Raw genomic sequence first — 12851 nt, forward strand, 5'->3', positions numbered from 1 at the left:
AGAAGTTGCCAGCGTGAGCGTTCGACGGGTCGCGTGGCAGCTCGGTACGCCTGTTCCAGCTCATCGGTCGTGCGGTGTGTGGTCAACTGGGCAGCTCGCATAGTTGATTATCACTTTAGTCCCGTATCAATGGCTTCCAGGGTGTTGCGTTTGTGCTGGTCAAGCACTTCTCTGAGTTTCTCGGCTTGTTCTTCCTTGGTGGTGCCGTAGAACACGTGATTACCGAGTTTCATTCGTTTCTTGAAGTACTCAGGCATCTGCGGGACATCCACTGGGGCGTTCGAGGTGGGGTAGGCATAAACGGCTTTGTCGTGCGAGCAACCCGCGACGGTTTGCTTGGCAGCATTGGCGAGGGGGCCGTCGCCGTACCCGCAGTCGCCCTTACTGCTGAGGTACTTGATGTTCGTCAGATCAATTTCCTGCCCGTCGGGGCCGAACATGTTGGCGTTCAGGCTCACGGGCATTTCGGCCATGCCGTCCACGAACATCACGGGTTCGTTGCTTTCGCTGTAATTCATGAAGCGGGCGTACATTGCGCCGTCCACGGTAATCTGTCTCTTCCCGGTGGAATCCACGGCGTACACGGGGACTTTGAACTTGATGTTGCCGTCCAGCACTTCGCTCTTGCGAATTTTGACGCGCACAATCAATTCTTCAACTTGTGTGTCTGGGTTGAAGGCATGGTAAGAGTTGATCACCGGGCTGGCCTGCTCACCAGGAATCAGTTCATCGGGCAGAACCGTGACCATGACCCTGGGGACGTTCAAGTGGTGGAAGGTGTTCACGGAGGTGCGGTTTGAACCGCGACTGCTGTACACCTCAATGGTGTTCCACCCTGATTTACGCAATGCGCCGATGTTTCCTGGAACCATCACCATGGCCTGGCAGAATTGCGCGGCGGGCATGGTGGGAATGGGATCAAGGATGTTCGGGTCAGGCATCGTCTGGCCTTGTTCCAGGTACCACGGGTACCGTTCACCACCGTTCACGTACAACTTGTACTCGTTACAGAAGGAAATAGTTCGGTCACCTGTAGCACCGATGGGGTAATGCGAACCACGTTTGATGTTGTGTGCATTCGGCAAGACCCACGGCAGGTAAGCTTCCGAGTCAATGTCCGTTGGAGAGCCTGAAATCACGAAGACACGCTGGGCTTCCAGTTTTGGACTCTCTGTGGCTGCTGGGGTGATGGTGCCGTTCGGGTACTCGGTACGGAGGGTGGTGTCGTACCGGAAGTCTCGAATGTGATACCAGACCCGCTTGGTGTCTTTCAGGCCGTACTTGTTCGTGACCGTCAGCGTAACGAGGAAAGGCTTGGTCAGGGTGTAGGTGTGGCTAGGGTCACGTTCAGTGGAGGTTGTCCCGTCACCGAAATTCCACTCGTACTTCAGATCGGTGTCGAAGGACTGGAAGTTGCGTGGATCATCCTTGGAGTAAAACGCACTGAATTGAACGGTGGCACTGGACTGCCCCACGCCAATGGTTGACAGGGGCGCACCCGCCAGGTCTGATCCTGTCCAGGTCAGTTCCGCTTTCGGAGCGCGTTGCCAGAAGGTATGCCAGGCAGTTTTCTTGAAGATCACGCGGTTTGGTTCGGCGGCCTGGGCGGTCATCTTGCCTCTGTTCAGGCTCTGTTGACCCAGGGTGGCGGCCCGGTTATCACGAATGGTCAGGGTGTAATCGAAGGTGCCGATGCCAGCGTAGGTATGAGAGACCTTAGAACCATTCTTTGTCGCCGTTTGATTGTCCTTGTCTTCCAGGGTGTACTCGTAGGTCAGGCCTGGAATCTCTTCACCGGCATCAAACTTGGCGGTCAGGGAGTCACTGCGTCCACCCTTGTCGACCAGTTTTGCCACATTGATGGCGGCCACCTGCGTTTTGAATGTCTTGGTGGTGCCTTTGGCATCCTCGTAATTCAGCGTGACCGTGTACGTGCCTGGCGTCTTGTAATCGTGCTTAACCGCGTCCCCAGTGGCCGTGGTGCCATCCCCGAAGTTCCAGCGGAAGTTCTTCCCGGTGTACGCGTCATCACCCAGGCGGTAAATGTCGAAGTAAGCCGTATCATCTGCTGTGAACACCGGGAATTCCAGTGCAATCGGTGAACCGTACGTCATGTCCGGTGGGATAGGTACAGCATCGTCATTCGTTCCGCTGACCGTGACATCTCTGGTCACAACTTTGGCTTCACCACTCAGGTTGGTGTAGGTCAATTTCACCTGGAAGGAACCGGCGGTCGGGAAGGTGTACGTGGTTTTCTGCCCGCTGGCAATCTGGGTGGTGCCGACAAACCACTTGAAGTCGGTTCCGGCAAGGCCCGAAGCGTCCAGGGTGGTGGCCTGTCCCAGCACCGGGGCGCTGGGGGTTATCATAAAGTCCTGTGCGCCCTTGGGAGTGAAGCAGAATTTATCCACCATGGTGTAGCGCGGGGCCTTGTTTCCCGCCAAGTTCGTTCCCAGGTCTGGCCGGTTGGTCGGCATCAAATGCATGGCCAGGTTGGCCGCCACTTGCGGCACCTTGGACGGGTCAGTCTCCTCACGCACCAGTTTGCCACCGACATACATCTTCAAACTGGTGGGCGTCCATACCCACTGGTGGTGCTGGAATCCTTGCGCCATATTGACGCCGGTATGAACCCCGACGCTGTTCTCGGGCTGATTGGTGCGCAGCGTCGTGTACAGCAGGTAATCAGGGATGCTGTAGCCGTAACGGAGTTCAATCAGCGTATCTGGCAGCAGGTTGCTGTCGGTGTCATCAGTCTCCCCATAGAGGTTCACGTCAGCGAGCGTGCCGTTAGCACGTGCGCCTGGGACGGCGGGATTTTTGGAGGTGCTGGCGGGACGCATCCAGAAGTCGTAAGTGCCGAAGCCCATGGCCGCCACTGAGCGGAACACCGCGCTCCGGTAAACGGCGGGGGTGGTCGTGCTCTTCACGTCGCCACTCTCTTGATTGAGTTTCATGACCAGGTAACCGTTCTCGACGGTCAGGTTGCTGGGTTCGAAGGTGCCAGCGCTGTTGAGGGAACGCCAGTTGGCGTTCACTTTGTAGGTTTCCCATAGATTGGTATTGAACGAATTGAAGTCGTCACAGAAGGGCGCGGTGAGTTGTTGTCCCCTGAGCTTGTTCGTTCTGGGGATGGGGTAGGGTTGCCCGGTTTTCAACGAAGAAGGCGGTAACGCGGCTTTCCCTGTGGGCGCAGTGGATGATGGGGAAAATTGACCGCAGCTGGCGAGCAGAACGGTCATCAAAGTGGAGGCGAGGGCAAATTTCCGGGGAATGGATCGGCGTGACATAGTGACTCCCTTGAGGATGGAACGGAGAACTCCTGGGAGTGGGCCTACGGAAATTTCGTTAGGGACAGCAGGAGTTGAACGTCGTTCAACCCAAGATACGAATGTGGTTTTCATCCTCCTGTCATATTCGGCTCATATACCCCTAGTTTATTAATAAAGTATTAATGGAGTGTCTGTCTGGTGTCTTGACCAGCGTCTACTTGGCCTCGCACGAGACGTCAAACAGGAACCTACGCTTAGCCCCTAAGCACACCCGATTTATGACCTGTGAAACAGTGTTGAATTCGAGTCGCAGACGGTTTCTCGTTACAGGAACCTCGTTTCTGCACACTGAAAAGCTATACCCTCATCATCCACTCATTGCAGTTGGTGCAATTTCGCTCCTTCGCTACGTTAAGCCCTATTCCAAAGGACTTTCTCTCACCTAACACTCTTTAGATGACATTCTCAACGCTTGGGGGTGGGTCGTGGGGCCTTCGGGCTGCTGTTTGGCCGAAGGTCACGCGGCGCGCAGTCGAGCGTCTTCCGGTGGTTGATGATGGTTAAGCCGTCGCTCTGGTGCGACTGGTCAGCAGGGCCGGGGCGTGCCGCATATGGCTGCCCCACTCGCTGCGATCCACCTCAAAGCGGGCAAGCTGGGCGGCGAGGGCCTGTAGTCCCTTCCACCCGCCTTTAATGGCCTGCCAGATCAACCCGGCGTAGTAGCTCCGGCTGTGGTCGTCATCGAGGGCGGCAGCAATGCTGGCCGCCGTGTGGTGAACCAGGACGCGGCGGCGGTCTGGATCGGCTTCATCAGCAATCAGGGGAAGGTCGTAAATCACTGATTGCATCGAGGTTTTTTCATCTTCGCGGAATATGTCGGGGTCAAGAGAATAACGGGGATCGAGGAATTCCTGGCCCCCTCCGGGGGTAACGGCCCAGGCCTGGCAGACCCGAAACGCGGTTTGTTCGGCGTCGCCTGCGGCTCCTCCCGGAAAAGCACTTGACTCCGACATATTTTTTTCTGCGTTGTAGAGGGCTTTGATCTGTTTAGCGTAGCGGTAGGCTGTGCGGCCTGCTGCCCGGTCGGCGTCCAGGTTCCGGTAACGGTAATGCAAGTCGGCGTAAGTCAGGCGGGCGACGTGGCCGGGTTGCAACGCCACGGCATACACCGTCCCGGTGTTGCGGGTTTCCAGCTCCCCTGTGCTGGTATTCAGGTGTTCACCCTTATGTTCGCGGGTGTCGATCAAGCCCATGCCCTGAAGTTGCTCGTTCCATCGCTCAATGGTCTTGGGATCGACCCGCAGCGCTGCCGCTAGGAGTTCGTTGGCGGTGTGTACGGTCTCTTGTGCGGCGTTGGGTTTATGGTCGCTGCGCTCAGCTTTGTAGACGGCGAGCAGGTGCAGTAACCGCCACAGTCGGATCGCGCCCTCTGTCCCGGCTCCCTTGCCGCGTTTCGGGCGCAGCTTCTCCAGCCGTTCGGCCCCGGCCACCTCGTCGGCAGCCAGACGCTTGGTCGGTTCCAGGGTGGCTGCGATGGTCTGAATGTGGACGCGGGCGCTCTGCGCGGCGTGTAAGCGGCGCTGCGCCTCCTCCAGGCTGGCGGGTATTCCCTCGATATGCTGCGCCACTCTCTCGGCCTCCAGGTTCTCGACGATCTCCGCCAGCTCTGCACACTCGCGGGCCAGCCAGTCGGCAGGGGTACGAGTCCCCTCATCGGGATTTGAAGTGGCCTCCCTGGGCTTCCTTTGGCCTTCCTGGGAGGGGATGGGCTGCCGTTCAGTCACCCCCGGCACGCTTGCTGAAACTGCACCAACTAGCGCACCAGGCGCGGCCTCCGGCGTGAGCATCGCCAGAAATCGAGCGGCCCGGTCTGCCTGACTGGGGGTGAGGGGGGTCTTAATTGTGTCGGTATCTAGAAATATGTGGGCGTTTTGCCCTACTATTTGGATAGGGCTGCCCTGCTCTAGGTTTTTCATCTGGCGATGTCCTTGGGTGTTGGGGTAGTCAGGTTAGGGGTTTGCGAGACCACCTAGCCAAACTTCGAGCTTCAGAGTAGCACCCCGGCGCGAGTCGGGGTGCTACCTGTTTCGCTTCATTCGAAAATTTACTGTTCTGGACGGCAGAAAAAGACCAAAACGCATAACATTGATTTTGCCTGCATATCGCCCTATAATTGAGAAATCAAAGCGGCCTTCGGGTCGCTTTTTCCGTCTTTCTTCTCATTTCCTGCCAACCGCTCCAGAAAACACTCAGGAGAGGCCATGCCCAAAACCCCCAGAAGAACGAGCCAAAACCTGAAAGCACCGCCATCCACGCCTGACCCTGAGAAGGAAGGGAAGGCCTTACAACTGGCCCAGGAGCGGTTGCTGGCCCGGCGTCAGGCGTTGATTCCGCTTCAGGTGCTCGATGACTGGCCCTTCTCGCCCTTTCAGGGCGAGGAACAGCTTCCACGCGAGCTGATTGGGCGGAATCTGACCCAGATTGCCCAGCAGCCCCGATTCTGGCTCCGGCGCTGGGCGGCCCACTGCCTGCAACAGGTGAGCCTTTCTGAATCGCAGTTCGTCACGGTGGATCGTCAGGGGTGGCATGACTTGCAGTGGTACAGCGCGGCCACCGCTGAGTTGAACTGGCCCAGCCAGGGCGGGCAGCTCATCGTGAACTACTCCAGTGCTGGCTTCACGCTGGAACCGATCATCCACGTGGAAGATGATGAAGAAGGCTGGGACAGGCAGCGGCACCTGAGGTTTAATGACGAGGGTGAATGGCGCTGGGGGAGAAAAGGTGGCCTCTGGCAGCCTTACCTTGTTTTCCTGACACCTGCACGCCCCCAACGGCGCTTCAGATAGAAGTCTTCCAGTCTCCAAAATGTCGGATCAACCGCAGAAAGCTGTTTCCATCAGGAGGTCAGCAAAGAGGGAAGGGACAAGGTCTCCGGCCCCCCCCCTTTATGCTGACCCTCAGTAGTCCATGCCGTGGTCGCGTTGCCGTTCCTGTTGGCGCTGTTTCTGCTGACCCAGGTTGAAGTCCTCTGGGTCAAGTTCCAGCGGTTTCCCGCCGGGGTGTTTTTGTTGCTGCTGGTCGTCGTCGCGGTCATGAGTCAGGCCCAGTTCCCGGCCGAGCTGCTGTTCGAGCCCGTACGCCTGGTGCTGGAAGTGAACCAGGTCGCCTTCAGCGCCCCTTCTGAGTGTCGTGTCCGTCCCGAAGCAGACGTGGACATGGATATTTCCCCCTTCCTGCTGATGGACGGCTACCGCGTAGATTTCAGCATCGGGTCGCCGCTCCTGCACTGCTTCAGCCACAAGCTGCGCGGCTTGTCTCTGGTCAATCTCCGCTTCCCCTGGGAGCTGCGTGGTGAAGGTCAGGTGTTGCTGGTACTTCGTCTCCGTCTCCTCGATGCGGGCCACCGCCTCCTGTCGGTCAGTCTCTGAAAAGCGCCCATCTTCCAGCTTGTAAAGCTGGGTGCGCTCCTTCTCGTCCATGTACTTCACCGCGCTCCCCGCCCTGGCCTTCCCGCCGTTGCTGGTCTTGGTGTAGTTGTTCCCGCTGCGGTCTGGAATAGACCGCACCACGCGCTGCGTGCTGCCCATGCGGGCCATCTCAGCGCCCAAACAAGCCTTTGGGCTTGTTCCTCAGTTCTTCCTCGGTGTCGTCCAGTCGGTCTACCGCTTTGGTCACCGTATTCTGCATGGACTTGATTTGCTGGTTCAGGCTGTTCAACACCTGCACGATTTGATTTTGCTGCTGTTGAAGTTGTTGCACCTGGGCCGTCAGTGCGTCCACCTGCTCTATCTTCTTGGTCATTTGGTCGGTTGACTCTCTAACCTTCATCAGCAACGTGGGGTCATCGTGGGCCATGCTGCTAGAAAGTTCCTGAATAGCGGCGCGTATCTGCGGTGTCGGTTCTTTCAGATAGTGAACCGCGTAGTTCCACGCGAGGTCATAGTATTTATTGCTCTTTTCCTTGTCCCAGGTTTTTTGCATCAGCAGATTGACCATCTGCCGGGTTGCTCCACTCTCTATGCTCGTTCTGGCCAGTAGTGAGCGTACCCGGTTGAACTGTTCATTCAGGGCCACCCGGACTTCTTCGCGCAGTGTCTCGCTTTGCTTCTCAAAAGACAGTTTGAGAATATCTGTCGTCATCACCCGACGGTCTTGAAGGCTGTACCGCTCTAGGACATTGGCACAGTACGCTGAGATTTTTACCCCCGCTTCTTTCGCCATGAGCTCCAGTTCTGCGGCGTGGTGTGGCTCAAGTGTCACCGTCACGCGCACAGGCTTCTGTCGGGGTCTTCCTGCGGTCTTTGTCATGCTTGAGTTTATGCCATTTTAGAGTTGCACGAATTAAAAGTAATAGTGCTGGCGGTTTTTCCCCTCAGAAACGATGTTTCTGAGGCAAGATGCACGACAGTGCTAATCTTGCGTAATCTCCAACAGGGGCCAAAGATTCGCCGCTCACTGCCACCACTCTTTTGCTGGGGCGTTTGCATCTGGGGAGTTACTCTGTGGGGGCTTGTTGGTCGGTTTTTTGGGTCGGTTCGGCCTTTTGGGTTCTGGCTTTCCGCTTCTTACGCTTCGGCTGCAACGATTCCATGTATTTCTGAGCCATCTCGTCAAAGCTCACCTGGCCGCTTGCCAGTTGTTCGGGTGTTACAGCGTGTGGGTGGTACTTCTTCTTCTTGCCCGACAAGTCGGCCAAAGTATCCCGCACCCAGGCGTCAAAGACGGCTTCGATCAGCAGATTGGGAACTCGCAGCGGCCCACCCTTTCTGGGAATGTCTACCCATTCAAACGTCGGGACAGCCCGCCAGTGTCCTTCTCGAATAGCCCTCTTGATTCGCATATAGGCCGCGTACTGCTTATCGTCTGGAAACTGGGGCAGAACTTCTTTCAGTTCGGTGTAGTTGGTGAAGGGCTTATAGGGCTGGTTTTCCATACTGGAAGTATGTCACCTCGACCTCTCTCCATCCTTAGCTTCCGGTATTCAGGGCTGTGCTGATGACTGGGCCGCTCCCATTCTCGGGTTCCAGAATTAATCTGGCCCGGTAGCCTGCCGCTGTCGCGTACCGCGCCACGGTCAGCAGTTCCGCGTTCTCGCCTTTTTCGATCTTGACCACCGCCGACGCCTGTACCCCCAGCCGTCGCCCCATCTCACGCACGCCCAGGTGCTTCGCGCCCCGCATAGCTCCCAGAGCGGCCCCAATCGTCTTGGCAGTGTGCAGCTCCTCGATGTGCCCCTCCAGGCCGTCCACATCCAGCTCTGACACCATCTGCGCGGCGGCGCTGCCCTCGGCAGGTACGGGGACGTCTCCCATCCCGGCCACTTCGTTCAGTAGTGCCAGCATTTCAGCATCTGGCAAACCGTCTAAGTTCAATTCTCTCTGCCACTCCTGCGCCGTTTTCATTCCTCACCCCCGTTTCCTTCTTCCTGCCGTTTCGCTGTGTAGTCCCGGTAAGCCCGCAAGGCTTCCATCAGCAAGTGACGGCTGGCCTCGTCGTCGTCCTTGACCTCAGCCCCACACAGCACCGGAACCCCATCCACCCGCCAGAAGAAGTACACCCGCGCCCCACCCTTCTCGCCACCCCGTGAACGGGTTTTCAATTCCCAGAGGGGCAACCCCTTGAGAGGGAGGGCATAGCGAGAATCCCGGCCCGATGCTTTCAGGTCGCGCACCATCCGGATGATGGCCGTGACGGCGGCCCGCTGACCTGCCGCTCGCATGGCCAGCAGGTCGCGCACCACCAGGGACTGTGTCCCATCGGGTGTGTTGACCTGCAACACTCGCGGCATGTGTTCACTTTAAGGTAAACACACCAGGTGAGCAACCTGGCCTGAACTTCAGCCCCTGGCTTTTGTCTGCACTTACAGGTCGGCGGCCTCCTGGATCGTGAGTTCCTGTTCGGCAGACAGGATGGTGAGCGCCTGCCCGGTGCCGAGTTGCTCCAGCAGTCACGACATCAACGGGACCGCCCGAAGACCTGCACCCAGTAAGTCGCAAAGATGGTCTTCTCAGTGCCATTGCCTACCGCACCTCCAAAATGAGTCCAGTGCGAGTCCATCATGTTCTTGCAATGCTCGGGACTGGTCAGCAGTTGCTTGACGGCTTCCTGGGCCGTCAAAGGGCCATAGGCGATGTTTTCTCCTGCCGTGCCGACGAAGCCGAACTGCTCGGCACGCTGCTGCGCCCTGGTGTGATCGGTGGGGTTTACGTGTCCCCTGAAATCCAGGGTGATCATGTCCCGTACATGTCTGGCCGCCGCTGATTCCAACCTGGTGTCCCATTTCAGCGGCGGCACCGCATTCATGAGCACGCCGCCACATTTCTGTCCCTGAAAGCGGGCCTTGTTGGTGGCCGCCAGGAAGTCTTCCTGCCAGCGCCGGGAGAGATCGACCCAGGCGGGACGGGCAAAGACGATGGCGGCTTTGATCCCGTCGGTGGCCAGGCCATATTCGGTGAACTCCTGAAAGGAGCCGCAGCGCTCCAGCAGGCTGCGCCCGATCCACTGCTGGTCACCGTTGTAGGTGACGCGCACGCCGTTGGCCGTCTTTGCCCGATAGTGTTGCCTGGCCAGGGCGTCCTGGGTCGAGTACCCCTTCAGCTGGTCAAGGGCGGCCTGGTTGAGTGGCCCGCTCAGGGTCAGCCTGACGCCGCATTTCCCGAAGGCCGCCTGAACCGTGCGGTCGAGCTTGTCGGCGGCAGACACCTGGGCATGGGCCACAGGTAAGGAAGTAAGGGTCAGGAGAAGCGTGATCCGCCGCGCGTGAGATGGCATGACTTCTGACGATAAATCTTGTTCCTCTCCAGTGCCTTGCACTTTCCCGCACCTGGAAGCTGGGTAAGCTGTGATTGGGCTGGGAGCAGCAGTCTGTCGGCGATTTCCCTGGTGGGTGAGGAGAAGCTGGTGAGAAACGAAAAGGCAGGGGAATACCTGTTCATTCCAGATATCCACGGGCACCTGTCGCGCCTTCAGGCGGCCCTCGCGGTGGCCCGGCGCTTTCCGGAAGCGCACCTGATCTTCCTGGGAGACCTGATCGACGACAGTCCACGCCGCCGCACCGCCCGCAGGGACTACCGGGAAAGAGGCGTGGCCGATGATTCCAGAGAAGTTCTCCGACAGGTGCGGGAACTCCATCAACAGGGAAGGGCTTCCGTGCTGCTGGGAAATCACGAAGTGTTGGCCTGTAACACCATCCTCGATGGTGACTGGGGCATGCAGGAGATCTGGTGGAGGAACGGGGGCCGGGAGACCGCCGCAAGTTACGGCTGGCGGTGCCATGGGGAAGCGGGTGTTCTCGCGGAGGATCTTCAGTGGCTCCGGGAACACGGCCGGCTCTGGTTGGAGGTCGGCCCGGAGGGAAGAAAAGTGCTAGCCGCCCATGCCACCCGACCAGCACCAGGCCGGGTCGCCACAGGACTTGACCGCCCTGAACATCTGCTGCCTGCCGACGAATTCGATCCGGTGGTCTGGTATCCACTGGGAGAAGACCAGCAGCCACCCTTCCTGCACGCCTTGCCGACTGGATTCCAGGCCAGCGTGCACGGGCACATGGAAGCCGCGAAGGTCAGGGAACTTCCAGGGCCGGATCGTCTCCCGGCCATTCAACTCGATCTGCACCCTGGTCGGGGGAAAGTGGCGGTGCTGCACCTCTCCCCTGCTGGCGAACGCCAGGTGATCCTCCAGGGCATCAGTTAAGCCAGCCACCCGCTGGCCGGGTGGCGTGGCCCTGGTCGCAGCAAGGTGGCCGGGTGGTGGCCGCGCCTGCGGGGGGCGCGGCACGGGGCAGAGCAGGCTGAACAAGGTTGCCGCCCGACTGTCCCCCGCCCGCGCCCGCGCTCCCTGACATTCCACTGGACGCTGATGCCCCGTCAAGGACGGCCCTGCGGCCTGAGCATCGCCCGATGCTTTTCTGGGCGTCACGCGGCTCGCCGCAGGCGGTCAACCTGGCCCCTCCAGGCAGCAAGAAAGTCTGGCCCCCAGGGCGCCTTTGTAGCAAAGTAGGAATGTAGCGATACGGCATTGTGTACGCCCGCCCTGCCGCCGCGCTGCCCTTGAATGCCACCTTATGTCAGAATCTTTTGTAGGTTTGTAGCAAAGTAGAAATGTAGGAATACAGGAATACAGCAAAGAAGACCGGTAGACTGGTGAGGATGAAGCCCCGCATTGCGATCATGTCGCGCAAGGGTGGCGTGGGGAAAACCTCCACCGCCATTCACTTCGCGGCCCACCTGGCCTATCAGGGCCAGCACACCCTCTTGATCGATGGCGATGACCGGGGATACGCGACGACCTGGGCCCGGCAGGGCGGCATGCCCTTCGAGGTGGATGGAGTGGGCGGCCTGATGCGGGTGGGGGAATACGACGCGGTGGTGATTGACTCGCAGGCCGACCCCAGTGAAGCCGAGATCACGACTCTGGGCCGCAACGTCTCGCAGATCGTGCTTCCCGCCGTGCCGGAAGCGCAGGCGGTCAGTGGCCTGGCCCAGACGGTGGGTGTCCTTGACCGGGCGGGGGTGCCCCGGGAGCGGCTGGCGGTGCTGCTGACCATGGATACGCGGGTCGGCACCGCCACCAGGGAAGCGAGGGAAGCCCTGGAAGGGCTGGGCTTGCGTGTCCTGGGGCAGACCATCCGGGATACCGTGGCGTTCCGCCACGCCAGCGGTCAGGGTGTGCTGGTGCACCGGGTGGGGAACACGGCTGGCAAGATGGCCTGGCTGGATTACGAGACGGCGCTCAGGGAGCTGCTGGCATGACCAACAAGTTTGCTGCGCTGGCCGCGCAGGGCCTCGATGACAGCCGTCAAGAAAAAGAAGAGACCCCGCAGCAGGGGAGGGGAGAGGAACTGGCCGCGCCTGGTGGGCCATCGCGCATGCTGGGGGGGAGGGTGCCGGACAGTCTCTTCAAAGAATTTCAGTACGCGAAAATGGCCGCCGAGACGGCCACCGGGATTCGCCGGGTCACCACTGAGGACGCTGTAGCGGCGTTCGTGCGGATGCTGCGAGATCCGCAGATGGTCGAGCGCTGGCACGAGGAACTGCTGGAAGTCAGGAAAAACCGGTAGCGGTATCCTTACACCAGCCACTCGTAGGCGATGAGCACGATGTCGGCCACCTGCAAGACTTGCGGCGTGACCTGAGCCTCTGGCAGATCCAGCAGCAGGCTACCGTCCACCAGGAAGGCCTCCAGGGCTGCTGCGCTGTCCTCCGTGCGCACGCGCCCCAGGTCAGTCACGATGGCTTTCAGGATGGGGTCACGCTCGAACCCGCTGAGTGACCGGTTTTCGATGCTGTGGAGCAGTCTGGCATGCTGCTCGGCGTCTAGCACCGCACGGACGTGCATATCTGAGAGCCAATTCCCCAGTGGGTTCTGGCAACTTAACTTCGCCGAGGTAAAACGACCCGAAGTGCAGCCTGAGTTTCAGGCTGCTTGTTGCAACGCTTCATGCCATACCCGCATTGCGGAGGTCTGATTCACTCGTCTTTGACTGGCTGGGACTGTGGTTCTGGTCTGGCGATGAAGATTGGCAGTGCGGGCGTGCAGAGCGAGGAATTCCTGAGTTCGTCGTCGTCTTTTGAATCCGAT

General features: G+C 59.2%; 13 protein-coding genes and 1 pseudogene. 4 read left to right on the forward strand and 10 right to left on the reverse strand.

Features of this window, described 5'->3' with window-relative positions; all coding sequences use genetic code 11:
* Positions 1-110: 110 nt before the first annotated feature.
* Positions 111-3158 carry a PKD domain-containing protein gene (locus E5Z01_RS17975; RefSeq protein WP_167758005.1) on the reverse strand — a complete coding sequence of 1016 codons (3048 nt, stop codon included), beginning with the start codon at positions 3156-3158 and terminating at the stop codon, positions 111-113.
* Between the two features lie 674 nt (positions 3159-3832).
* Entirely contained in the window at positions 3833-5065 is a 1233-nt protein-coding gene (locus tag E5Z01_RS17980; RefSeq protein ID WP_135230627.1) for a hypothetical protein, read from the reverse strand.
* Between the two features lie 468 nt (positions 5066-5533).
* On the opposite strand from E5Z01_RS17980, the gene E5Z01_RS17985 reads away from it, so the two are divergent.
* A complete protein-coding gene (locus tag E5Z01_RS17985; RefSeq protein WP_135230628.1) occupies positions 5534-6118 on the forward strand; it encodes a hypothetical protein in 585 nt (194 codons plus the stop codon).
* 111 nt (positions 6119-6229) lie between these two features.
* Here E5Z01_RS17985 and E5Z01_RS17990 read toward each other — a convergent pair whose 3' ends face one another.
* The 6 genes from E5Z01_RS17990 to E5Z01_RS18015 all read right to left on the reverse strand — a co-directional run bounded on the left by E5Z01_RS17990 (position 6230) and on the right by E5Z01_RS18015 (position 10043).
* Entirely contained in the window at positions 6230-6859 is a 630-nt protein-coding gene (locus E5Z01_RS17990; RefSeq protein WP_135230629.1) for a hypothetical protein, read from the reverse strand.
* A 10-nt stretch (positions 6860-6869) separates the two neighbouring features.
* The gene (locus E5Z01_RS17995; RefSeq protein WP_135230630.1) at positions 6870-7580 is read right to left on the reverse strand and encodes a hypothetical protein; all 711 of its coding nucleotides are present in this window, start codon (positions 7578-7580) and stop codon (positions 6870-6872) included.
* Between the two features lie 187 nt (positions 7581-7767).
* Positions 7768-8205 (reverse strand): hypothetical protein, encoded by a 438-nt coding sequence (locus E5Z01_RS18000; RefSeq protein WP_135230631.1) that lies wholly within the window; start codon positions 8203-8205, stop codon positions 7768-7770.
* A gap of 34 nt (positions 8206-8239) precedes the next feature.
* Positions 8240-8614, reverse strand: coding sequence for a helix-turn-helix domain-containing protein (locus tag E5Z01_RS18005; RefSeq protein ID WP_135230632.1), 375 nt, complete (start codon positions 8612-8614; stop codon positions 8240-8242).
* 56 nt (positions 8615-8670) lie between these two features.
* A complete protein-coding gene (locus E5Z01_RS18010) occupies positions 8671-9060 on the reverse strand; it encodes a hypothetical protein (protein ID WP_135230633.1) in 390 nt (129 codons plus the stop codon).
* A gap of 167 nt (positions 9061-9227) precedes the next feature.
* A complete protein-coding gene (locus tag E5Z01_RS18015) occupies positions 9228-10043 on the reverse strand; it encodes a CAP domain-containing protein (protein ID WP_135230634.1) in 816 nt (271 codons plus the stop codon).
* A 129-nt stretch (positions 10044-10172) separates the two neighbouring features.
* Here E5Z01_RS18015 and E5Z01_RS18020 point away from each other — a divergent pair, with 129 nt between their 5' ends.
* From E5Z01_RS18020 to E5Z01_RS18030, 3 genes are all read left to right on the forward strand, one after another.
* Positions 10173-10964 carry a metallophosphoesterase gene (locus E5Z01_RS18020; RefSeq protein ID WP_167758006.1) on the forward strand — a complete coding sequence of 264 codons (792 nt, stop codon included), beginning with the start codon at positions 10173-10175 and terminating at the stop codon, positions 10962-10964.
* Between the two features lie 455 nt (positions 10965-11419).
* Positions 11420-12022, forward strand: a complete 603-nt coding sequence (locus tag E5Z01_RS18025) for a ParA family protein (protein WP_135230636.1) — start codon at positions 11420-11422, stop codon at positions 12020-12022.
* Entirely contained in the window at positions 12019-12330 is a 312-nt protein-coding gene (locus E5Z01_RS18030) for a hypothetical protein (RefSeq protein ID WP_135230637.1), read from the forward strand. Before E5Z01_RS18025 ends, E5Z01_RS18030 begins: the two co-directional genes overlap by 4 nt.
* Before the next feature lie 8 nt (positions 12331-12338).
* Here E5Z01_RS18030 and E5Z01_RS18035 read toward each other — a convergent pair whose 3' ends face one another.
* Both E5Z01_RS18035 and E5Z01_RS18040 read right to left on the reverse strand, forming a co-directional pair.
* Entirely contained in the window at positions 12339-12608 is a 270-nt protein-coding gene (locus E5Z01_RS18035; RefSeq protein ID WP_135230638.1) for a hypothetical protein, read from the reverse strand.
* 78 nt (positions 12609-12686) lie between these two features.
* Positions 12687-12851: pseudogene (locus E5Z01_RS18040) on the reverse strand (IS6 family transposase); the annotation flags it as partial.

The sequence above is a fragment of the Deinococcus fonticola genome, from assembly GCF_004634215.1.
GTDB lineage: Bacteria > Deinococcota > Deinococci > Deinococcales > Deinococcaceae > Deinococcus > Deinococcus fonticola.